This is a genomic window from Bradyrhizobium erythrophlei (assembly GCF_900142985.1).
GTDB lineage: Bacteria > Pseudomonadota > Alphaproteobacteria > Rhizobiales > Xanthobacteraceae > Bradyrhizobium > Bradyrhizobium erythrophlei_B.
This window is the reverse complement of sequence record NZ_LT670849.1, coordinates 2,669,153-2,691,901: the sequence shown is the minus strand read 5'-3', so window position 1 is coordinate 2,691,901 and position 22,749 is coordinate 2,669,153. Positions and strand designations below refer to the sequence as shown.

The following is a 22,749-nucleotide window of genomic DNA, read 5'->3' as shown; positions in this document are numbered from 1 at the left end:
GGGTTCCGGGTTCCCGTTAACGGACAAATAAGGTTGCGGGCAGGTTACGGGACGGGTTAAGTCTTTGTTTGTTGCGACGCCGCAAATTGAGCATAATTCGACGGCAAACGGCCCTCATCCCATAAACCTGACGGCTAGCTGGCGCGACTTAAAGACGGCGCGCGATAGACAGTGAGTGCGAATGAGACCTGTGATGACTTTGTTCGGCCAGCTGCCCAAACTTGGCTTGTCCCGACGTTCGGTCGCGGTCGCGGCGGCGTTGATCGGGACCGTGTCGCTGGCGCTTGGGGCCCATGCCGCGCTGAACAAGCTGGACGGCGCCAAGGTGGCTTCCGCCGAGCAGGCCGATACCGCCAAGCGGTCGTCCCGGATCGCGCTCGTCATCGGCAACAGCCATTATCCCGACGCCAGCCTGCCGCTCGCCCAGCCGGTCAATGACGCCCGGGCGCTGACGGCCGCGCTGCGCCACGAAGGCTTTGATGTCGACGCCATCGAAGACGCCACCCATGACGACATGACCCGCGCGGTGGCGCGGCTGAAGTCGAAGGTGCGCTCGGATTCGGTGGTGATGCTGTTCTTCGGCGGCTATGGCATCCAGGTCGGCCGCGAGAGCTACATGATCCCGGTCGATGCCGTGATCTGGAAGGAGACCGACGTGCGCCGCGAAGGCATTGCCGTCGAGTCCGTGCTGGACGCTGCCAAGGAATTTGGCGCTTCCGCCAAGGTCGTGGTGCTCGATGCCTCCCGCCGCAATCCTTACGAGCGGCGCTTCCGCACCTTCTCGCATGGTCTGGCGCCGATCACGCTGCCCGACAATGCGCTGCTGTTGACGTCGACTTCGCCGGGCACCGTGGCCGATGATTCCACCGGCGAAAATTCGGTGCTGGTCACCGAGCTGCTCACGCATATCGACACGCCGCGGGACAATCAGGCCAAGGCGGCCGAAGCGATCTTCAACCAGACCCGCGTTGCGGTTTCGCGCTCTTCCAACGGCGAGCAGGTGCCGTCGGTTTCTTCCACGCTGCTGGAAGAAATCAGCTTCAACGCCGACCGGCCGGAAACCAAGAAGGCCAATTAAGGCCGCTAGCCCTGGGTCGCCCCTGCGAACGCAGGGGCCGCGACGACACCCTTCACCGTCGTCCCGGCCAAGCCAACGGGTCGCGCGAATGCGCGCCCGATGACAGGCTCCGCGCGAGCCGGGACCATACGCCGCGGCCTATCAAGCGGGTACACCGGCGCTAGTTACCTCCCGTAACCATAGAAGCCTGTGGTTATAGGTCCCGGCTCAGCGCTCGCACGCTTCGCTTGGCCGGGACGACATTAGACAGATCGGCCCGATCCAAGCCCCTACCGCGCTTCCGCAGCCTCGGTCACCGGCCGCACCGGATCGCCCTCGCGCAACAGCGCGCCAGCGCGCGCCACCACGATGTCGCCTTCGGTCAGTCCCTCGCGGATCTCGACCTGGCCGCCCGACATCAGCCCGACCTCCACCCGCTTGGTTTCGATGCGCGCCCGCCGCACCACCTGCACCACCGTGCCGGCGGTGCCGTAGAGCACGGCGGTCAGCGGCACCGACACGCCGCAGCTCTGGCCGGTCTTGATCATGGCGCGGCCGGATGAATTGACGAACAGCTTACGGTTGGTGGTGATGCTGACGAACACCTGGCCGAGCTGACTGTTAGGCTCGACGGTGGTCGAGACGCGGCGAACCTTGCCCTCGACCTCGCCCGCGCCGACGATGCGGATGCGCGCCGGCTGATTGATGGCGAGCTTCGGCAGATCCTGCGTCGGCACCATCCCGACCAGGTCGAACTCGCTGCGCGCGATCACGGAAAACAGCGCCTCGGCGCGGGGCGAGGCAAGCGCGCCCACTTGCGCGGTCGACGTCAGCACCGTGCCGGCAACCGGCGACGATATCGTCGTCGTGCCGCCTTCGGGGAGGCTCAGCCGCGCCAGATTTTGCCCCGCGGTCACGGTATCGCCGGGGTCGGCCAGGATCTCGGCGACTTTCAGGCCCGGCCGGTCCGGCCGCACCATCGTCTCCTCGCGCGGGACCAGAATGCCGAACGCCTCCACCAGATTGGGGAAGCAGAATTTCGACGCCTTCAGCACCGTCACCGCCGCGCCTTGGGGGGCGCCTTCCTTGGCCGCGGGATCGTCGGCGGCGAGGGCGGGGGAGGCGAGGGTGAGGGCGAGCGAGACCGCGGCAGCGGATGGCGTCAGCTTTTTAAACGCAAAAGGCGTGGTGGAACGTGTCATGGCGATCCCGGCAGGCAACTCTCGAGGTCTATTGGATATCAGGACGCTTCCTTGGCGGCTACCACCGCAGTCTCCGCGGAAGTTCGCGGTGGCGCAACTTCCGCCCCCTCCCGCCAGCTCAATATCTCCGCGGCCAGCACCGGATGATTGAAACCCTTGAGTTGCAGATCGTCGATCGGCCGTCCCTCGACCCAAGGCTCGACGATGCCATAGACGCGGCGGCTGACGACGATCTGGTTGGCCTTGGCCTCGTCGCACAGCCGCGAGGCGAGGTTGGTGACGCTGCCGATCGCGCTGTATTCCAGCCGGTGCTCGAAGCCGATTTGCCCGATCGTCGCATAGCCGAGCGCGATGCCGACGCCAAACCCGAGCGAATGTCCGCGGTTGCGCCAGCGCGTCGTCAGCGCGTCCATGGCATCGCGCATTTCGACCGCCATTTGCACCGCGCGTCGGGTGTGGTCGGCAAATTGAATGGGCGCGTTGAACAGGATCATCACGCCGTCGCCGGCATAGCGGTCGAGCGTGCCTTCATATTTGAAGGTCAGCTCGCCCAGCGCCGCGTGGTATTCGCGCAGCACGTTCATGGCTTCCTCGGGCTCGGTCGATTCCGTGAACGCCGTAAAGCCGCGCAGATCGCAAAACACCACCGTCACCTCGCGACGGTGACTATCGAGGATCGAGTCATGTCCATCCGAGGAGGCGATCAGTTGCGCGACCTGCGGCGCCAGGAAACGTTCGAGCTTTCGGATGCGCTCGATCTCGGCGAGCTGCTTCTCCACGCGGTCTTCCAGCGACTTGTTCCAGTCCTTCAGCTGTTCGGTCTGGTCCCGCAGCTTCTCCGCCTGCTGTTGCACGGTCGAATGCGCCAGCGACAACTCATTCATCGATTGGGCGAGATCGCGGGTGCGCTCTTGCACCTTGGTCTCGAGACCGGCATAGGTCTCCTGCAACTGGCCGGCCATGCGGTTGAACTGGCCGGCGAGTTCTTCCAATTCGTCGCCGGTCTTCACCTCGATGCGGTGGCCGAAATCGCCTTCGCCGAGCTGATCGGCGCCGCGCCGCAGCGCCGTGATCGGGACCAGCATGCGCCGCGCCAGCATCGAACCGGCCAGGATCGCGACCACAAGCCCGAGCGCAATCAGGAGCGCTGCGCGCGTCAATTGATCGCGGATCGGCACCAGCGCATGCGCCGCCGGTTGCTCGAAGAAAACGTGCCAACCGAGTTTTGGCATCGCGCGTGCGGCGGTGAGCACCGAACCGCCTTCGGCATCGGTGCCGAAGTCGGTACGCGCATTGTCCTTCTTCAGCGCGGCGGCGACCTGGGGCAAGTCGGCCAGCGACTTGCCGGTCTCGGGGCCGCGGCTGGAGCGCGCCAGCACGCGACCTTGCGGGTCGATCACATAGGCGAAGCTCGATCGGCCGGTCTGGGCATCGCCGAGAAACTCGGTGAGGAAGTGCAGGTCGATATCGGCGACGGTGATGTCGGCGTTGAAGCCGGAATGCGACACCGAAATCGACATTGCTGGGCGTGCCGCATTCCGGAACGTCGCCGGCGCGTAAGCCACGCTCTTGCCGCGGGTCTCGGTATAGCGGACGTCGCGCGAGAAGTCGGCGTTGCTGCCGACCGCAACCGAGGTGCGCGACAGCCGCAATTTCTCGCGGCCATAGCCGTCGAGCAACATCAGCTGCTCGACAGCCGGCACCTGATTGAGAAGTTGCGCGTAATCGTTGCGGTGATCCTCGATCTTGACCGCGCTGGCGCGCGTCACCCAGCTGATCTGCCGTTCCAGTTCGGCGATCGACTGTTCGATGCGGCCTGCGGCCGCTTCCGCCCGCTCGCCCAGGGAATCGGTCAGCGTGGTTCGGGTGGCGTGGTAGTTGATCCAGATTTCGATCGCGCCGTTGACCGCGAGCACGAACACGACGAGGCCGACCAGCGCCGCGACATATTTGGCGAACAGGCCCCTGCGCAGCGATCGATCTTCGCGTTTCACCCTGATCATCCAGCCTTTGTATCGGCCGGTCAGGTCAGCGCCGGCCATGCGTGGTCATCGCCGCCACCCTTAGCACGTTTCGCGCTGCGGCGAGGGGAGCGGGGCCTGGTTGAGGGCCTATCGGCCGAACAGCTGTTTCAGGATGTCGTTGACCTGGCGGCCGCTTTGATCCGGCTGGGCCGGATCATTCGGTCCTCCTCCATTCGGGGGAGGATTGCGGTTCTGACCGTTCAACCCCTGCTGGATGAGATTACCCAGCGCCGCGCCGAGCTTGCCGAGCGTATCCGATGGATCGTTGCCGCCTGGCGAGCTGTTGCCCGATGCGATGCCGGCAACATCGGGATAGATGCGGGGATCGGCCCACGGCCCGTCGATGACAACGGGAATGCCGAAGCCGGCCGGGTCGCTTGCGCGCCCCTGGCCTTCGGTCGTCATCACGAGCTTCGGATCAACGCGGAGCGCAAGCGTCTTTGCGCCGACGTCGATGGTGCCGGCGCCGGTCATCTTGACCAGCGGCCCGACCAGATTGAGGTCGGACGTCGTCGCCTGGCCCTTGTCGATCTGGAACGAGGCCGAGAGCTGGCTCAGGTCGGTGGTCTTCTCCTGGCTCGCCTGCCAGCCGGACAGCGTGCCCGAGGTGAGCGAGCGGATCATCTGCGCGAGGTTGAGGCCGCGGATCGCGCCATCCTGGAAATTGGCCGTCACGTTGCCCGTGAGATTCGACATGATCGCCTGCTGACTTTGGCCGTTCGAGCTGACGTCGATCTTGGCTTGCAGTCTGCCGTCGAGCTTGTCGAAATCGGCCGCCGCACTCAGCAACGGCAGCGCGCGGACACCGTTGAGATCGCACCGGATCGCATAGGTGGGCTTGTCGGGCGAAACATCGAGTTCGAAGGTGCCGGTGGCCTGGCCGCCATAGGCGCCAACGTTGGACACGGTGCCTTTGAGAATTCCAGTCGCGAGCGAAGCCTCCAGCGCCACGGGTGCGAAATGCGCACTCCCGATATTGAGTTCGGAGGCCGACAGGCGAACCTGCGCATCGACATAGTTGAGGCGGGAAAGTTCGATTTTATCGTTGCTCCAGACCGGTTGCGCACCTTGCGACGTGCCTTGCGCCGAGTTGGTTGCGATATCGAGCCGGCGGAAATCGAGATCGACCTTGACCAGCGGCTTGCTGGCGAAATCGGCCGAGGCCCCGCCATCGAACAGGTCCTCGCCCATCTTGCCAGAAAGGCCGTTGAGCATCACGGCGGTGCCGTTGATCCGGAGCTGGGCTTCGGCGGACAGCGGCGCCTGCAAAAGGCCGGGCGCATCGAGCGAAAGCTCGACCGGGATGGTTTGCCGCTCCACCGCGGGATCGGGCATCGACGCCTTGGCCGCGAAGTTAAGCGGATGGCCGCCTGTTTGCGCCTTGCCGTTGAGATTGAGATGACGGTCGGTGTCGATGGTGGCGCGCGCGGCAATGCCCTCGATGCGGTCTTCGACGTGGTCACGTGTATTGAAGAACGTGACCGTGCCGTCGGTGACCGTGATCCGCTGGATTTTCGGTGCGGCCGAAGTGTTGTTCGCGGCCGCGCCGGGACGGGAGGAGGCTGCCGGGGTTACTCGCCGCTCGCGCCGCAGCGGAATACGAATGTCGGGCCGGTTGATCGCAAGCTCGGTAATTTCCGGATGGCTGGACCACAGACTGCTGAAGGTCAGGTCGGCCTGAAGGCTGCCAATGCTCAGATGATTGCCGCTCTCGCGATCGTTGGGACCTTCAAGGGTCACATCGCGCATCGTGACATTCAGCGTGGGCCACAGCCCGATTCCGGTCGAGCCGCCAATGGTGAGGCGATAGCCGGTTTCCCGCTCGACCCGGTCGGCAATGGCCGAGGTCAGGAAGCCAGCCGGCATTCCGACCACAAGCAGCAGCACGGCCGCAACGACAATCGCTCCGATAACCCCACTGATGATTTTCGAGGTTCTCATGTCGGTGTTCCAGATCGGCAGTCCGCCTACAGTTCGGCATGGCTTCGGCCGTGTTCAAGTTATCGAAGGCAGCGCCGGGGCTGCAATGCTATGTGACTTATGACACAGTTCCGTTCCATTGACCTCCGGCCGCCGACGGGCGCTGCTTCGGACCAAGGCATTGCGATGAGTAAACAGGCCGAATTTGCCGTTATTTTGAAGGTGAACCCGATGTTTGCGGACATCGGGGCCGAGGAACTGCAACGGCTCGCCACGCTCTGCCACACCCAGCATCTCGAGACAGGCGAGATGTTGTTCCAGAAGGGCGATCCCGGCGACGCCTTGTTCGGGGTACGCCGCGGCCAGATCCGGATCGAGACCGGCGCTTCCGACGGCAGTCGGTTGACCCTGAATTTCTTAGGCGCCGGCGACCTCTTCGGCGAAGTCGCCGTGCTTGACGGCCAAAGCCGCACGGCGGATGCGGCCGCCGGCGAGCCGACCGAGTTGTTCGTGCTGCGGCGGGAAGATTTTCTCAGCTTCCTCGAACGCGAGCCGAGGGTCGCGGTCAAGCTGATCATGCTGCTGTGCCAGCGCATTCGCTGGATGAGCGAACGGATGGAGGAATCGGTTTTGCAGCCGCTGCCGGTTCGTCTGGCGCGGCGGCTCTGTGCGCTCGCATCCGATTTCGGTTCCGAGGTGCATATTTCCCAGGAGCAGCTCGGCGTCTTCGTTGGTGCTGCGCGGGAGAGCGTCAATCGCCAGTTACAGCTCTGGCGCAAGGACGGCATTCTCGATCTTCAGCGCGGGCGCATTCTCCTGCACAACATGAAAAAACTGACGGCAGTGGCGCGGAACGAATAGCCGGCGGTTACTCGGCCGCCGGCGAATGCAGGACGACCGGCGGCGGCTTGTGCTCTCCGGCCTGGTTTTCGCCTGGGTCGTTCAAGGTGACGAGCCGCTTGGTGGAGCGCCAGATCAGCGTGCCGATATCGTCCATCATCATGAACATCGCCGGCACGAACACCAGCGACAGGATCGTCGAAAATACCAGGCCGCCGATTACGGCGAGCGCCATCGGGGAGCGGAATTCGCCGCCAGCGCCGAACGCCAGTGCGGAAGGCATCATGCCCGCGGCCATCGCGATCGTGGTCATCACGATCGGTCGGGCCCGCTTCATGCCGGCGTCGATGATGGCATATTCGCGCGTCTTGCCCGCGCGGATGGACTCCACGGCGAACTCCACCAGCATGATGGCGTTCTTGGTGACGATACCCATCAGCATCAGGATGCCGATCCACACCGGCGTCGTGAGCTGCTTGCCGGTCACGAGCAAGGCCGCGATCGCGCCACCGATCGAAAGCGGCAGCGAGAACAGGATCGTGATCGGTTGCAGGAAGGTGCCGAACAGGAGCACCAGCACCGCGTAAACCATCATCAGGCCTGCCGTGATGGCGGTGGCAAAGCCCGCGGACAATTCGTTGAGGCTTTCGGCATCGCCCGACGGGCTGACTTTCACGCCCTTGGGCAGGCTCTTCATGACCGGAAGCTCGTTGATCTTCTTGGTCGCATCGCCGAGCGCCGAGGTGCCGACGAGATCGGCGGCGACGGTCGCCTGTCGCTCGCGGTCGTAACGGTTGATGCTGGTCGGCCCCTGATCGAGCTTGATATCGGCGACCACCGACAGCGGTACGCCGCCACGCCCGCCGCCGAGCGGCACGCGCAACTGTTCAAGGATATTCAGGTCGCCCCGCGCGCCGTCCTCAAGCTGAACGCGGATCGGCACCTGCCGGTCGCCGGCGTCGAACTTGGCAAGTGCGGGGCCGACGTCGCCGATCGTCGCGACGCGAATGGTCTCCGACAGGCTCTCGGTGGAAACGCCCAGCCGGGCAGCCAGATCGGCGCGCGGCTGGATGCGAAGCTCCGGCCGGTCGAGCGAGGTTTCGGAGATCACGTTGGCGATCAACGGAATCCGCTTCATCTGGTTGGCGAGTTCGCTGGCGACATTGCTGACGATGTTGCTGTCGGCGCCGGTGACGACGAGCGAGATCGCGCGCAGACCGTTTTCGTCGAGGAACCAGAACCTGATATCGGGAACGTTTTCGAGTTCCTTGCTGATCGACAGCTCGAGTTCGCGCTGGGTGATCCTGCGTTCGGTTTTCGGGGTGTAGTTGATGATCAGCGCCGCGCGGCGGACTTCGAACGTTCCTGGCGGCACCCGTCCGCCATCGACGAAGACGTTCCTCACCTCCGGCCGCTTGCGCAAGCGCGCCACGATCTGCTCGGTGATCTTCTCGGTAAAAGCGAGCTGCGAGCCGGGCGGCAATTCCATCGCCAGCAGCGAGCGGGCCGTGTCCTGCGCCGGCAGGAAGCCCTGCGACAGCAACGAGATGCTCCAGATCGAGGCGGCAAAGATGCCGAAGCCGATCAGCACCGTGATCAGGTAATGCTGAACCGACCAGGTCACGAGCCTGATATAGGTCTGGAGCACGCGGCCGGGCGGCGGATCGTCGTGCGGATGATCTTTCAGGAAATAGGCCGCAAGCACCGGCGTCACGAAACGTGCGGCGAGCAGCGAGAAGAACACCTGCACGGACACCGTGATGCCGAACTGCTTGAAAAACTGCCCGGCGATGCCCGACATGAAACTGGCGGGTGCAAAGATCGCGATGATGGTGAGCGAGATTGCGATCACGGCGAGGCCGATTTCGTCTGCGGCCTCCAGCGCCGCGCGGTAGGGCGACTTTCCCATGCGCATGTGACGCACGATGTTCTCGATCTCGACGATGGCGTCGTCGACGAGAATGCCGGTCGACAGCGTGATGGCGAGGAAGCTGACGAGGTTGAGCGAGAACCCGAGAAGATCCATCGCCCAGAATGCCGGGAAGATCGACAGCGGCAGCGAGATCGCGGCGATGATGGTCGCCCTGATGTCGCGCAAGAACAGCAATACGATGATGACGGCCAGGATAGCGCCTTCGAACAGCGTCGAGATCGCGGCTTCGTAATTGCCTTTGGTGAACTCGACCGATGTGTCGATCAGCTTGAGGTCGACTTCCGGATGGGCAATTTTCAAGTCGTCGATGCGCTTCTGCACGGCGGCGGCGACCACGACGTCGCTCGCGCCTTTCGAGCGCTTGATGCCGAGCGCCACGACTGGCTCGCCGTTGAAGCGCGCAAAGGTGCGGCGGTCGGCGATGGTGTCGGTGACGGTGCCGAGGTCGTCGAGCCGGACTTCGCCGCCCGTCGGCAGGCTGATCATGGTGCCCGCGAGTTCGTTGAGTGTCTTCGCGCCGGCAAGCGTACGAATCGCCTGATCGTTCTTGCCGATTTCGGCCCGGCCGCCGGCAAGATCGACATTGGTGCCGCGCAGGCGGTGCGACACATCGACTGCGGTCAGTCCCGCCGCTTGCAGCCGGTCGGGATCGAGCGAGACCAGAATTTCGCGCTCGACACCGCCGATGCGCTCGACCTGGGCGACGTTGCGCACGCCTTGCAGCGCGCGTTTGACGACGTCGTCGACGAAGTAGGACAATTGCTCCGGCGTCTTGCCGGGCGAAATCGCCGCATAGGTGACGATCGGCAGGCCGATGACGTCGACGCGCTGGATCAACGGCTCATTGACGTTTTGCGGCAGATTGGCGCGCACGCGCGTGACGGCGTCCTTGACATCGTTCAAGGCGCGGTCGGTGTTGGTTTCCAGCGCGAACTGGATCGTCGTCACCGACAGGCCGTCGGTGATCGAGGATGAAATGTGTCGCACGCCTTCGACGCCCGACACGCCGTCTTCGATGGTCTTGGTGACCTGGGACTCAAGCTCGGCCGGGGCCGCGCCGAACTGCGACACCGTGACCGAGATCACCGGAATATCGGCGCTCGGCAGCCGCGTCACCGCGAGCTTGGTGAAGCTGATCCAGCCCAGCACCAGGAGGATGATGGAAAAGACGACGGAAGGAAGCGGATGGCGGATCGACCATGCCGAGATATTGAGAGCCATCAGCGCACCCGCGTCCGATCGAGGTCTTCGGCGAACATCGTTCTGATCTGGTCGCCATCATGCAGCGAAGAGCCGGCGTCGGCCACGACGGTTTCGCCGACGTCGAGGCCTTCCAGAATTTCGATCGAGGTGTCGGACACGAGCCCGACTTTGACCTTGCGCGTCTCCACGATATTTCCCTTGACCACCTGAACCGTGAGGTGGTCGATCGCGGTGCGCGGAACCGCAACACCGCAGCTGCGTCTGGCGTCGATGCTGGCCTGGGCGAACATGCCGATCTTGATCGCAGGATTTCCGGTCAAGGTGATGCGGACGTGGCCAAGCTGGGTGTTGCGATCGATTTGCGGCACGACCAGCCTCAGACGGCCGACGATGTCGGGGCCATTGTCACGGCTGATCCGCACAGTAGCGCCGGGGTTGAGCTTCATCATGTGAACGGCAGGCACTTCGGCGTCGAGATCGATCTCATTGTTGACGGCAATACGGAACATCGGTCCTGCCTGCGGCGAAGCGGGAGCGCCAACGATGGTGTTGACCTGGGTGACAAGGCCGGCGGCCGGCGCGCGCAGCGATATCGGCGTGCGCTGCGAATTGGCTGATGTCGGCGGCGGGATGAGCCGCACCAGTTCCTGGTTTTCGGCGACCGTCTCGCCCTCACGGACCAGCACGTCGGCGACCTTTGAGCCTTCCTGATCGGCCGAGACCACCGCTTCGCGCCGCGGCACCGCAAATCCGGTCACCCGCACCAGATCGGAAAAGCACGCATTGGTGGATTTCGTGACGACGACAAGCGCATTGCTTGCCGTTTCCTTTGCCTCCGAGTGGGAACGGTGCTCGAACCAGTACCATCCCGCCCCAAGGACAATGAAAAATACGGCCGCCAGGGCTGGCTTGAGATAGGGGAACAGGTTCATTGCCGGGTTCGGCGCTCCTTCGTCGGGTGGGCGTACATGAATTTATTTCGCGGCGGTCGTCTTGTTTTCCATATTGACCACCTGCACTCGGCGATTCACCTCCGCCAGCGGATTGGCAGGGTCTTTCAACTTGGTTTTACCATAGCCGACGGCGACGAGATCGGCAGCGGGAATGCTGGCTTTCTCGACCAGGTAACGCTTGATCGAGTCGGCCCGTCGCTCCGAAAGGTCCTGGTTATAGGCGTCGCCGCCCGCGGCATCGGTATGGCCTGCAAGAATAAAGGTCGATCCCTTCAAATCGGGGTTTGCCAGCGCCCGTCCGAGCGCCTGCACCGAAGGCAGCGACTTGGCGCTGATCCGGTCGGAGTTGTAATCGAAATTGATCTCCAGATCGATCTTCGGCTTGTCCTTGACGATGGCGGCGATCTGCTCGCGCTCGCCCATCGATAGCGAGCGCGATGGCCGGTTGTGCAGCGACTGCACGAGCTTGCTTTCGGCCTCGGTCGCCGCCGGATTGTCCTGTGCCGGGGGTCCCATCGAGAGACTGCGCGTGAGAGCCTGCGGCTTCGCCGGGGAAAGCGCCCTCAGAATCTGGTCTTCGGTGGCCTCCTCCGCGCCGGCGGCATGAAACGAAAACGCAATAGCGAGGGCGAAGAGCGAGAGGATCGCGACGGAGACACGCTTTGCCGGGCTCAGGGACATTGCCAATTCTCCTTCAGGGACGCATTCGCATGAAAGTCGGTTCGGAACGGCCCCGTGAACCGAACCTCGAGAGGCCGTGCGCCTGGAGGTCTTACCTCAGCGCACGCCGTAGTCTGCAAATTCCTTGACGATGTTCGGGTCCATCGCCTTCGCGTTATTGATGTCGACCTCGCCGTCCGAAGCGGCGCCGCTGCGCTGTCTGGCCAGTCCGCGGCCATATAGCGACGACGTCAGCCGCGGGTTGATCTTGAGGGCAGCATCGAAATCAGCGATGGCGTTCTTGCTCAAGCCACTCTTCAGGTTGACCAATCCACGGCTGTCGAGCGCATCGACGAAATTCGGGCGCAACCGAAGCGCCTCGTTGCAGTCTCTCAAGGCCGCCTGCAACTCACCGGTCACGGCACGCACCCAGCACCGGTTGTTGTAGGCTTCGACGTCCTTCGGATTGAGGCGGATCGTGTCGCCGAAATCCTTGATCGCAAGGTCATAGGCACCCTTGCTCGCATAGACCTGTCCACGCCGGTACAGAGCACCGGCATCATCCGGGTTTTCCACGAGCTTGGCCGTCAGGCTCTTGATGGTCGGATCATCGGCGAGCGAGGGCGAGGGTGGCCGAGGCGGCGGATCGTTGCTCGGAAGGGTCGCCACCGCCGGCTTGTCAGGCGGCGGCAGGATCGGCGTCTCGGCCTTTGGCGGCGCAGGCGGATCGACCCGTGGCGCAGCCGGCTGAGCCGCAGGTGGCGGAGAGGCTGGCGGCGGCGGTGATGGAGGCGTGGGATCGGCAGCCGGCTGTTGTGGGAGAGCGGCTACGGCCGACTTGGCCCCCGGAATAAACGAGAAGTCTTCAGCCAGCGAGGACGAAATCCAGGGGACCTGCTCGCTGCGCGAGGCGCGCGTCACGCCGACGCGCGTCCGGTTGAGCGTCTCTTCCGCCATCAGGTCGGGAACGCGGATTTCCTTGAGCAGTTCCTGAACGAACAGGCTGTGGTCGCCGCCATTGTCGGACATCACGGAGCTGAGCGCCGCCGAATACATCACCAGCGAGCCGTTCGGCGCAATCACCGGTGCAAGGCCGGCAGAGAAACTGCGGAAGCGGCGCTCGTACGGATTGCGGCGGGATGCGTCGATCAGCGCAATCTTGACGCCGGCGCCACGGTTGTTGAATTCGCCAAGGACGGTTTCGAGGCTGATGCCGTCGCGCCGAACGTCCGCCTCGGTCCAGATCTGGGCGTCGACCGGTATCATGAAGCTCTGGCGGTTGGACTGAATGCCGAAGCCGCTGAAGAAAATCAGCGCCACATTTCCCGGCTTGATGTGGCCATAGAGACGCTCGAGCGCCTTGTGCATTCCCTCGCCGGTCAGGTTCTCGCCGGTTTCCACGGTGAAGCCGTCCCGCTTGAGCTCGTCGGCAACGCTGCGCGCGTCACTGACCGGCTCCTTCAACGGCGCATCCGCGTCGGGATATTTTGCGTTGCCAATCACAAGCGCAAACCGGTCCGCGGCGATCGCCGCGGAGGGCACCATCGGCGCGAGCGAAAAGGCCAAAAGAGCCAGCAATGAAAGGCGGATAGTCATTCTGCTCCCGTCCAGCCAATTTCCAAAGTCGGTTCAGGTACTAAACACCTGCCCCGAACTCGCGCGCCCGCAACTTTATCTCACGAAAATCGCATTATCAAACCGCGCGCCTATCGCGGGTGTCAACCGCTGACGGTCTGGCAAATCGCCGCGCACGACAGTCAACATGAAGTCCCGCGCTCGATCCGGCGAAGCAGGCGCCGCGGGCGTCATCGCGCTGACACATCGCCGTTGACTGCCATTTTCGTATGGCCGCATGCCGGGTTTGGCGGTTTGACCTTTTGGCACGGCAGTGGCTTGCTGGGGGCCGGACCAAACAAAAGAAGCAGAACCGATGGAAACGACCTACGAAATCTATGCGCTCCGCTACGCGACCATGTCGCCGCGCACCCCCAACATGAACTACATCACGCCCGACCCGCACGAGACCGCAGCGTCGGATCTCGATTATTTTGTCTGGCTAGTCCGGGGCGGTGGCCGCAATATCCTCGTCGATACCGGATTCAATGCCGAAGAGGCCGCGGCGCGCAGCCGCAAGCTCACGCTGAACCCGGCGGAGGCGCTGAAGCGCTTCGGTGTCAGCCCGGAGGCAATCGGCGATGTCATCGTCACTCATCTGCATTACGACCACGCGGGCAATCTGGACCTGTTCCCGAAGGCGCGTTTTCACCTGCAAGAGCGTGAGATGAGCTACGCCACCGGCCGCTGCATGTGTTTTGGCGCGCTCCGTCATCCGTTTTCGGTCGAGCATGTGACCTTGATGGTGCGCCATGTTTACGGCGAGCGCGTGACCTTTCACGCGGGCGAGGGCGAAGTCGCCCCCGGCGTCACGGTGCATCATGTCGGTGGTCATTCCGACGGCTTGCAGGTGGTGCGGGTTGCCACGGCGCGAGGGCCGGTCGTGCTGGCGTCGGACGCGGCGCATTTCTACGGCAACCTCCATCGCCGCAGCCCGTTTCCGATCGTCTACAATATCGGCGACATGTGCACGGGCTGGGAAACCGCCGAACGCCTCGCCGGCCATCCCGATCGCATCATTCCAGGTCACGATCCGCTGGTCGCCGAGATCTATCCGCGGGCCAGCGACAAGACCGATGCCTTCGCTCTGCACCAGGCGCCGTCGCGTTCCTTTGCCAAATAAGTTTGCGCGCTAGTGTCCCGGTTCTGACATTCCTTCGAAGAACTCGGGGCCACACTGAAAGGAACGTCAGTGTCGCCACACCAGGAGACGAGCCAGCATGATCACCCGATTTCCAGGTTTGACGCCGACGCGCAGCCGCGCCGTCGTTCACGACGATCTCGTGCTCACCGTGGCGGTCGCGCCCGATCCCGTCACGCCATCGATGTACGAGCAGACTCAGAAGGCGCTGGCGCGGATCGACGAGGGCCTCGCGCTATGCGGGTCCGGCAAGGGCAAGATCCTGTCGGCGATCGTCTATATCAATGGCATGGCGCTGAAGAGCGAGATGAACCGCGCCTGGGACGAGTGGGTCGACCGGGCCAATCCGCCGATGCGTGCCTGCATCGGCGTCGAACTGGAGCCGCCGCATATCGTCGAGATCGTCGTGACCGCCGTGAAATGAAAGCGAAGGCGCCGCGCTTCAATATGTGCCGGTCTTTCCGGCTTCCTCGATCGTTTGCACGAGACCAAGATAGCCTTCGATCTTGCCGAGCGCTGCCGCGAACTTCTTGCGATCCTGCGCCGACAAGCAAGAGAGAATTTGCTGTTCCTTGCGCAGTAGGCGCGGGATCAATTCCTTGTAGAGCGCGCGTCCCTTGGGCGTGAGCTGAAGGGCGAATTCGCGGCGGTCGTTTACGTTCGCGACCCGTTCGATAATCCTTCGCCGCAGCAACGTCGTGACAGCCCGGCTGATCGTCGATTTATGCGTGCGGGTACAATGCGAAATATATCGGGCAGTGCAGGGGCCCTCACAAAAGCCGATCGTTGCCAACACCCGCCACTCCGGAATGTCGAGGCCATAGCGCTCGCGATATTCGATGGACAGTGCATTGCTGACTTCCGCCGCGAGGCGGTTGAGGCGGAACGGCATAAAGCGGAACAAATCGAGCGGTGTCTTGGCCAAAATGGTTCCAATGCGGGTTGCGCCGGCGACGCGGCGGGTCTAAGATAGTTGCAACTGAAACTAATTTAACAGGACCGCTTTCTTCTGGCCAGAGGCTAGTGAAGTGGATTTGACATTCGCTCTCACCTGGCCGCGGGTTCGCAATCCGAATGTTGGAATCGGATCACTAGATGACACACGGCAATACCCAGGCCGACATTGGGGCCAGGACGCGGTTTGGTTTCCAGCGCCACGCTGATCAGGACCGCGCCGGGACTGACATTGCCATGCATCCGGTGGTCGTGGTCGGCGCCGGGCCGGTGGGGTTGTCGCTCGCGATCGACCTCGCGCAACGTGGGCAGCCGGTCGTGCTGCTCGACGACGCTGACCGTATCGGCGAGGGTTCACGCGCCATCTGTTTTTCGAAACGCTCGCTTGAATTCTGGGACCGGCTCGGTGTCGGCCAACGCATGGTCGACAAGGGTGTGGTCTGGCAGATCGGCAAGATCTTTCACGGCCCCTCGCTGCTCTACCAGTTCGATCTGCTGCCCGAGTGGGGGCACAAGCGCCCGGCCTTCATCAATCTCCAGCAGTTCTACGCCGAGGCCTATCTGGTCGATCGCGTCTTGGAACTGCCCGGCATTTCCCTGCGATGGCGTAACCGGGTGATTGGGCTGGAACAGCGCAACGATCACGTGGTCGTCTCGATCGAGACGCCCGAAGGCGTCTATCGCATCGGTGCCAGCTATGTCGTGGCCTGCGATGGCGCGCGTTCGTCGCTGCGGCAGATGGTCGGCGCCGACTTCGCGGGGCAGGTGTTCGAGGATCAGTTTCTCATTGCCGACGTCAAGATGACGGCCGAATTTCCGACCGAGCGCTGGTTCTGGTTCGATCCGCCGTTCCATGCCGGGCGATCGGCCTTGCTGCACAAGCAGCCGGACGATGTCTGGCGCATCGATTTGCAGCTGGATCGCAGCGCCGATCCCGTTGCGGAGAAGCGGCCGGAAAATGTGCGGCCGCGAATCGCACGCATGCTCGGTCACGATCAGTTCGAATTCGAGTGGATATCGCTCTACAAATTCCAGTGCCGGCGCATGGCGCGGTTCGTCCATGGCCGGGTCATCTTTGCCGGTGATGCGGCGCATCAGGTTTCGCCATTCGGGGCGCGCGGCGCCAATTCGGGGCTCGAGGATGCCGAAAATCTCGGCTGGAAGCTCGATCGCGTGTTGCGCAGGACTTCGCCCGAAACGCTGCTGGAAAGCTATCACGTTGAGCGCAGCCAGGCGGCCGACGAAAATATTCGCGAATCCACCCGCTCGACCGACTTCATGGCGCCGAATTCGCCCTACGAAGCGCGTCTGCGCAAGGCGGTGCTGTCGCTGGCAAAGGAAACTGAGTTCGGCAAGCGGATGGTCAATGCCGGCCGGCTGTCGGTGCCCTCGACCTACGATTCGCCGCTCTCGACCCCAGACGTTGACGCATGGCGTGGAGGCGTGAGACCCGGTGCGTCGATGCGGGATGCGCCGATCGCAACCGCTGAAAGCGGATTGGAATATCTCACCGATGCCTTCAAGGCAGTTGGCGGAGGATTTACGATCCTCGAATTTGCAAACGGTGCGGTGGCCGATTGGCCCGACGGCGTCGGCGTCGTCCGGATTGGGGGTATCTTCGATGCGATCGAGACGTTCCTGGCGCGTTACGATGCCGAACCCGGAACCGCTTATCTGCTCCGGCCGGACGGCTATGTCGCCGCGCGCTTTCGCCGGCCGACGCGCAACGCGATCGATGCGGCGCTCAAGCGCGCATCGGGTAATAGTTGAGGATGCCATGGTGTTATCGACCAGCTCAAACTTTGAAAAGCCGGATGATGCCTTTCGCGCCATCGTCGAAGCCCACCGCGGATTGAGCGATGAGGCGAGCGCCGATCTCGATGCGGCGCTGGTGCTTATTCTCGCCAACCACATTGGCGATCTCGAGGTCTTGCGCGAGGCCATTGAGCTGGCGAAACGGCGGATGCTGGAAGTGAGCCAGCAACAGCAGCAACAACAATAACAGGCGGGAAGGGAAGCGATGGCCAAAGGATTTGCGTCCACCACCGACATGGCGGAGAAGAAGGTCACCTTCTCTGAAATCGGAGCCGACCTCTACGCCTTCACGGCGGAGGGTGATCCGAATTCGGCGGTCATTGTCGGCGATGATGGCTGCCTCGTGTTCGACGCTCAGGCGACGCCGGCGATGGCGCAGAAAGTGATCGAGCGCGTGCGCTCGGTGACCGACAAGCCGATCAAATATGTCGTGCTGTCGCACTATCACGCGGTGCGCGTGCTGGGTGCGTCCGCCTATCACTCACAGGCGATCGTCGCCTCGCAGGAGACCTATCGGCTGGTAGCCGAACGCGGGCAGCAGGATTGGGATTCCGAATACGGCCGCTTTCCCCGGCTGTTTCAGGACGCGCAAAGCATTCCCGGACTGACCTGGCCGACGCTGACGTTTGAGGGCTCGATGTCGCTCTACCTCGGCGAGCGCGAGGTGCGGCTGATGCAACTCGGCGCCGGGCACACCTCCGGCGATATCGTCGCCTGGGTGCCGGACGCCGAGGTGATGTTTTCCGGCGATCTGATCGAGTATCACTCGGCCTGTTATTGCGGAGATGCGTATTTGCGCGAGTGGCCATCGACGCTGAATGAAATTCGCGCCTTTAGCCCCAAAGCCATCGCGCCGGGCCGCGGCGATGCGCTTAAAGGTTTGTCGACGACGCGCGAGGCGATCGCCATGACGCGTGACTTTGTCTCCACACTGTATGGCGCCGCGGAGGTATCCGTCGCCAAGGGGCGCAGTCTCAAGGACAGCATGGCCGCCACGCGTGAAGTGATGGACCCGAAATTCTCAGGCTTTGCCATTTACGAGCATTGCTTGCCCTTTAATGTCTCGCGTGCCTTCGACGAGGCTTCCGGGATCGACGACCCCGTCATCTGGACCGACAAGCGCGATCGGGAAATGTGGGCGGCCCTGCAAGGAGAATGACGATGAACATCAATACCTCTCCTGACGTCGTCAATCGTGGTTCGGCTGGCGTGACTCCGGGCTACATGTCCGGATTTGGCAACAGCTTTGAAACCGAGGCGCTGCCCGGCGCGCTGCCGATCGGGCGCAATTCGCCGCAGCGATGCGCCTACGGGCTTTATGCCGAGCAATTGTCCGGCTCGCCTTTCACCGCACCGCGCGGCACCAACGAACGCTCCTGGCTCTATCGCGTTCGCCCCTCGGTCCGCCATTCCGGCCGTTTCGAAAAGGCCGACACGGGACTTTGGCGTACCGCGCCCTGCCACGAGCACGAGATGGCGATTGGCCAGTTGCGCTGGGATCCCGCGCCGATCCCGAAGGCGGACATGACTTTCCTGCAAGGCGTGCAGACCATGACGACTGCGGGCGACGCCGCGACGCAGGCCGGCATGGCCGCCCATATATTTCTGATCACCAAATCCATGGTCGATCAGCATTTCTATAATGCCGATGGCGAAATGCTGTTCGTGCCGCAGCAGGGCAAGCTTCGTTTCGTCACCGAATTCGGACGCATCGATGTCGAACCCGGCGAAATCGCCGTGATCCCGCGCGGCGTGAAATTCCGCATCGAACTCACCGCCGGCCCGGCACGCGGCTACGCTTGTGAAAATTACGGCGGCGCGTTCACGCTGCCCGAACGCGGGCCGATCGGCGCCAATTGCCTCGCCAATGCGCGCGATTTCCTCACGCCGGTCGCAAGCTATGAGGACAAGGACACGCCGACAGAGTTGTTCGTGAAATGGGGCGGCTCGCTGTTCGTGACCAGGCTGCCGCATTCGCCGATCGATGTCGTGGCGTGGCACGGCAACTACGCGCCTTATAAATATGACTTGCGAAGTTTCTCGCCGGTCGGTGCGATCGGCTTCGACCATCCCGATCCGTCGATCTTCACGGTGCTGACCTCGCCGTCGGAAACCGCCGGCACCGCCAACATCGATTTCGTGATTTTCCCGGAGCGCTGGGCGGTGGCCGAAAACACCTTCCGGCCGCCCTGGTATCACATGAACATCATGTCGGAATTCATGGGCCTGATCTACGGCGTGTACGACGCCAAGCCGCAAGGGTTTACGCCCGGCGGCATCAGCCTGCACAACATGATGCTGCCGCACGGTCCCGACCGCGAGGCCTTCGATCATGCCAGCAACAGCGAGCTCAAACCGGTCAAGCTGACGGGCACGATGGCCTTCATGTTCGAGACGCGGTTTCCACAGCGGGTGACGGCGCATGCGGGCAATTCTGCGACGCTGCAAGATGATTATGCGGATTGCTGGAAGGGGCTGGAAAAGCGTTTTGATCCCAATAAGCCGTAACCCTCTTTAGCCCTCTCCCCTTATGGGAGTGGGAAAGAAAGACAGTCATGTCCCATCCCAACGATCCCGCGCTTCGATCCTTTATCCCGGTCGAAGCGACATCCGATTTTCCGATCCAGAATTTACCCTATGGGGTGTTCTCCGCGCACGGCCTCGCGCCACGCGTCGGCGTTGCCATCGGCGACCATGTGCTCGATCTCTGGGAGCTGGAGCAGGATGGTCGGCTGAATTTCGATGTCGGTCCGGGCGTTTTTGCCGGCAGGACTCTTAATCATTTCATGTCGCTCGGGCCGAAGGTCTGGCAGAGTACGCGGGCACGGATCAGCGAGCTTCTGCGTCACGATAATGATGAACTGCGCGACAATGACGAACTGCGGAAGCTGGCGCTGGTGCCGATGCGCGACGTGAAACTGCACATGCCGACCATGGTCGCGGGTTTCACGGATTTCTATTCTTCGAAAGAACACGCCACCAATGTCGGCGTCATGTTTCGCGGCAAGGACAACGCGCTCCAGCCGAACTGGCTGCACATGCCGATCGGCTATAACGGCCGCGCGTCGACCGTCGTCGTCTCCGGCACCAAAGTGCGGCGGCCGCGTGGGCAACTGAAGCCGCCGGGCGCCGAACACCCGAGCTTTGGGCCGTGCAAACGGCTCGATTTCGAGCTCGAGATGGGCGCGGTGATCGGACAGGCCTCGCCCATGGGCGGAACGCTGACCGAAGCGCAAGCGCAAGCGATGATCTTCGGCTTTGTCTTGCTGAACGACTGGAGCGCGCGCGACATTCAGCAGTGGGAGTATGTTCCGCTCGGTCCGTTCCAGGGCAAGGCATTCGCGACCTCGATCAGTCCCTGGGTCGTGACGTCAGCGGCGCTTGAGCCGTTTCGGCGCCAGGGGCCTCAACAGGCTCCGCAGCCGCTGCCTTATCTGAAACAGATGCAAGCCAACAACTACGACATCGAACTCGAAGTCGGTTTGCGTGGCGCCCCCATGAACAATCCTGCGCGCATCTGCCGAACCAACTTCAAGTATATGTACTGGTCCTCGGTGCAGCAGTTGATCCACCACGCCTCTTCCGGCTGCGCAATGAATGTAGGCGATCTCCTCGGCAGCGGCACGATCTCCGGGCCGGAAAAAAGCCAGCGCGGCAGTCTGCTCGAGATTTCCTGGAATGGCACCGAGCCTGTCGAATTGGCAGAGGGTGTCGTCCGGACGTTTCTCGAGGACGGAGACTCCCTTGTGATGCGCGGCTGGTGCCAGGGCGACGGCTACCGGGTCGGCTTCGGGGAGGTCGAGGGAACGATCTTGCCTGCGGAATGAGGCGCGGTCTCAGCGCTGTTCGGGCGGAATGTCCATGATACGTTTCGAATGCGCCGCGATATCCTCGAGATCGTATTTGAGATGAACGCGCTTGGTTGAAGCAGGATGTTTTTCGACTGAAATACCCGGCCGCCATTCATGGGCCGGCCGGATCGGCCGCGGAACAAAGCCGCCGCCGCAGTTCGGGCACACGTTATCGAGCTTCTCAGTCGCACAGACTGCACAGAACGTGCATTCGAAACTGCAAATGCGCGCATCGGGCGAATGCGGCGGCAGATCCTTGTCGCAATACTCGCAGTTTGGCCGGAGTTGCAGCGCCATGATCGTTCCCTGCTATTTTCCCGCTCGCCATGCGTTGATGACGTCGACCATATCAGATTTCGCGGTCTCGCGGATAACAGACGGGGTCCGCGAAAAGCGCGGCGCCGGCGCCGGTTGGATCGCGCCGTGGCGCTCGACGAACGTTCCGCGCGCCGCCATGTGAGGGTGAGACGGCGCTTCGGACAAACTCAGCACCGGCGCGAAGCAGATGTCAGTGCCTTCCATGATGCGGCACCAATCGTCGCGTGTCTTGCTTTTGAATGTCTCGGCCAGTCTTCGTTTCAGCGACGGCCAGGCTTCGCGGTCCATCTGGGCATCGAACGCTTGATCCGACAAGCCGGCGTGCTGCCGCAGCAGCGCATAAAATTGCGGCTCGATCGACCCGATCGAGATGAAGCGGCCGCAGGCGCATTCATAGACTCCATAAAAATGCGCGCCGCCGTCGAGAAAATTGCTTTCTCGTCCTCCGTTCCAGCGGCCGGCGGCCGCAAAATCGAAGAACATCGTCATCAGCGAGGCCGCGCCGTCGCACATCGCGGCATCGACTACCTGGCCCTTGCCGGACTTCTTCGCCTCCAGCAGTGCGGCGAGTACGCCGACGACGAGATACAGCGCGCCGCCGCCGAAATCACCGACCAGATTGAGCGGCGGGACCGGCTTTTCGGCCGGGCCGATCGCGGCCAGCGCGCCGGTGACGGAGATATAATTTATGTCATGGCCGGCGGCCTGCGCCAGAGGACCGTCCTGTCCCCATCCGGTCATGCGGCCGTAAACCAGACGCGGATTGCGCGCGTGCACCACGTCGGGACCGAATCCGAGTCGCTCCATGACGCCCGGCCGAAAGCCTTCGATCAGGGCATCGGCATGTTCGAGCAGGTCGAGGGTCTGGGCGCGTGCTTCGTCGTCCTTGAGATCAAGCTCGACGATCCGGCGTCCGCGCCCCGTCGCCGATTGCTGGTTCTTATTGGCACCGAGACGATCGAGCGTGATCACTTCTGCGCCCATGTCGGCCAACATCATGCAGGCAAAGGGGCCGGGTCCAAGGCCGGCAAATTCAACGACGCGCAGACCGGTCAATGGGCCCGAGGCTGCCGTCGAGGTCTGATGGGCGGGCGCGTCGGGCACTTTCGTTTTTCCAAATCGCGGTCGTGGGTGAGGGGCTAGTGGTCGGATTCTAACATCCGCCCGACTTCTCGGCTGGCACTTTTGCGAAATGTAAGAATCCGGAGACCACTAGCGAATATCGGCTTCTAGCGGCGTTTAGGATTTAACATTCGCATTACGA

19 protein-coding genes are annotated in these 22,749 nt (G+C 62.9%); 9 read left to right on the top strand and 10 right to left on the bottom strand.

Annotation, left to right across the window (positions count from 1 at the left end; genetic code table 11):
* The first annotated feature begins 193 nt into the window (after positions 1 to 193).
* The gene (locus BUA38_RS12385; protein ID WP_072818173.1) at positions 194 to 1,078 is read left to right on the top strand and encodes a caspase family protein; all 885 of its coding nucleotides are present in this window, start codon (positions 194 to 196) and stop codon (positions 1,076 to 1,078) included.
* A 269-nt stretch (positions 1,079 to 1,347) separates the two neighbouring features.
* On the opposite strand, the gene BUA38_RS12380 is transcribed toward BUA38_RS12385, so the two are convergent.
* From BUA38_RS12380 to BUA38_RS12370, 3 genes are all read right to left on the bottom strand, one after another.
* Positions 1,348 to 2,259, bottom strand: a complete 912-nt coding sequence (locus tag BUA38_RS12380) for an efflux RND transporter periplasmic adaptor subunit (RefSeq protein ID WP_072818172.1) — start codon at positions 2,257 to 2,259, stop codon at positions 1,348 to 1,350.
* Positions 2,260 to 2,297: 38 nt separating this feature from the next.
* Positions 2,298 to 4,262, bottom strand: coding sequence for an adenylate/guanylate cyclase domain-containing protein (locus BUA38_RS12375; RefSeq protein ID WP_072826070.1), 1,965 nt, complete (start codon positions 4,260 to 4,262; stop codon positions 2,298 to 2,300).
* A 108-nt stretch (positions 4,263 to 4,370) separates the two neighbouring features.
* Positions 4,371 to 6,224: an AsmA family protein gene (locus BUA38_RS12370; RefSeq protein WP_072818171.1), complete on the bottom strand. Its 1,854-nt coding sequence runs from the start codon at positions 6,222 to 6,224 to the stop codon at positions 4,371 to 4,373.
* A 165-nt stretch (positions 6,225 to 6,389) separates the two neighbouring features.
* Between BUA38_RS12370 and BUA38_RS12365 the strand changes: the two genes are divergently transcribed.
* Positions 6,390 to 7,064 carry a Crp/Fnr family transcriptional regulator gene (locus tag BUA38_RS12365; RefSeq protein ID WP_072826069.1) on the top strand — a complete coding sequence of 225 codons (675 nt, stop codon included), beginning with the start codon at positions 6,390 to 6,392 and terminating at the stop codon, positions 7,062 to 7,064.
* A gap of 7 nt (positions 7,065 to 7,071) precedes the next feature.
* Here the strand turns inward: BUA38_RS12365 and BUA38_RS12360 are convergent, their stop codons facing one another.
* The 4 genes from BUA38_RS12360 to BUA38_RS12345 form a co-directional block, all read right to left on the bottom strand.
* A complete protein-coding gene (locus BUA38_RS12360; protein WP_072818170.1) occupies positions 7,072 to 10,197 on the bottom strand; it encodes an efflux RND transporter permease subunit in 3,126 nt (1,041 codons plus the stop codon).
* Positions 10,197 to 11,111 (bottom strand): efflux RND transporter periplasmic adaptor subunit, encoded by a 915-nt coding sequence (locus tag BUA38_RS12355; RefSeq protein WP_072818169.1) that lies wholly within the window; start codon positions 11,109 to 11,111, stop codon positions 10,197 to 10,199. The genes BUA38_RS12360 and BUA38_RS12355 overlap by 1 nt, the downstream gene beginning before the upstream one ends.
* A 42-nt stretch (positions 11,112 to 11,153) precedes the next feature.
* The gene (locus tag BUA38_RS12350) at positions 11,154 to 11,813 is read right to left on the bottom strand and encodes an OmpA family protein (RefSeq protein WP_072818168.1); all 660 of its coding nucleotides are present in this window, start codon (positions 11,811 to 11,813) and stop codon (positions 11,154 to 11,156) included.
* A gap of 96 nt (positions 11,814 to 11,909) precedes the next feature.
* A complete protein-coding gene (locus BUA38_RS12345) occupies positions 11,910 to 13,388 on the bottom strand; it encodes a caspase family protein (RefSeq protein ID WP_072818167.1) in 1,479 nt (492 codons plus the stop codon).
* Positions 13,389 to 13,722: 334 nt separating this feature from the next.
* On the opposite strand from BUA38_RS12345, the gene BUA38_RS12340 reads away from it, so the two are divergent.
* Positions 13,723 to 14,529 (top strand): N-acyl homoserine lactonase family protein, encoded by an 807-nt coding sequence (locus BUA38_RS12340; protein WP_072818166.1) that lies wholly within the window; start codon positions 13,723 to 13,725, stop codon positions 14,527 to 14,529.
* A gap of 97 nt (positions 14,530 to 14,626) precedes the next feature.
* On the top strand, positions 14,627 to 14,971 hold the full coding sequence (locus tag BUA38_RS12335) for a RidA family protein (RefSeq protein ID WP_072818165.1): 345 nt from the start codon (positions 14,627 to 14,629) through the stop codon (positions 14,969 to 14,971).
* A gap of 18 nt (positions 14,972 to 14,989) precedes the next feature.
* On the opposite strand, the gene BUA38_RS12330 is transcribed toward BUA38_RS12335, so the two are convergent.
* Positions 14,990 to 15,439 (bottom strand): MarR family winged helix-turn-helix transcriptional regulator, encoded by a 450-nt coding sequence (locus tag BUA38_RS12330; RefSeq protein ID WP_083587983.1) that lies wholly within the window; start codon positions 15,437 to 15,439, stop codon positions 14,990 to 14,992.
* A gap of 203 nt (positions 15,440 to 15,642) precedes the next feature.
* On the opposite strand from BUA38_RS12330, the gene BUA38_RS12325 reads away from it, so the two are divergent.
* The 5 genes from BUA38_RS12325 to fahA are packed head-to-tail and all read left to right on the top strand — an operon-like array spanning position 15,643 to position 21,143.
* The gene (locus tag BUA38_RS12325; protein ID WP_072818163.1) at positions 15,643 to 17,271 is read left to right on the top strand and encodes an FAD-dependent oxidoreductase; all 1,629 of its coding nucleotides are present in this window, start codon (positions 15,643 to 15,645) and stop codon (positions 17,269 to 17,271) included.
* Between the two features lie 7 nt (positions 17,272 to 17,278).
* Entirely contained in the window at positions 17,279 to 17,503 is a 225-nt protein-coding gene (locus BUA38_RS12320) for a DUF2783 domain-containing protein (RefSeq protein WP_072818162.1), read from the top strand.
* Positions 17,504 to 17,521: 18 nt separating this feature from the next.
* Positions 17,522 to 18,475, top strand: a complete 954-nt coding sequence (locus tag BUA38_RS12315) for an MBL fold metallo-hydrolase (protein WP_072818161.1) — start codon at positions 17,522 to 17,524, stop codon at positions 18,473 to 18,475.
* Between the two features lie 2 nt (positions 18,476 to 18,477).
* A complete protein-coding gene (gene hmgA / locus BUA38_RS12310; RefSeq protein WP_072826068.1) occupies positions 18,478 to 19,824 on the top strand; it encodes a homogentisate 1,2-dioxygenase in 1,347 nt (448 codons plus the stop codon).
* A gap of 47 nt (positions 19,825 to 19,871) precedes the next feature.
* Positions 19,872 to 21,143: a fumarylacetoacetase gene (fahA, locus tag BUA38_RS12305; RefSeq protein WP_072818160.1), complete on the top strand. Its 1,272-nt coding sequence runs from the start codon at positions 19,872 to 19,874 to the stop codon at positions 21,141 to 21,143.
* A 9-nt stretch (positions 21,144 to 21,152) separates the two neighbouring features.
* Here fahA and BUA38_RS12300 read toward each other — a convergent pair whose 3' ends face one another.
* Positions 21,153 to 21,464: a DUF1272 domain-containing protein gene (locus tag BUA38_RS12300; protein WP_072818159.1), complete on the bottom strand. Its 312-nt coding sequence runs from the start codon at positions 21,462 to 21,464 to the stop codon at positions 21,153 to 21,155.
* Positions 21,465 to 21,476: 12 nt separating this feature from the next.
* The gene (locus tag BUA38_RS12295) at positions 21,477 to 22,589 is read right to left on the bottom strand and encodes a CaiB/BaiF CoA transferase family protein (RefSeq protein WP_072818158.1); all 1,113 of its coding nucleotides are present in this window, start codon (positions 22,587 to 22,589) and stop codon (positions 21,477 to 21,479) included.
* Positions 22,590 to 22,749 lie beyond the last annotated feature (160 nt).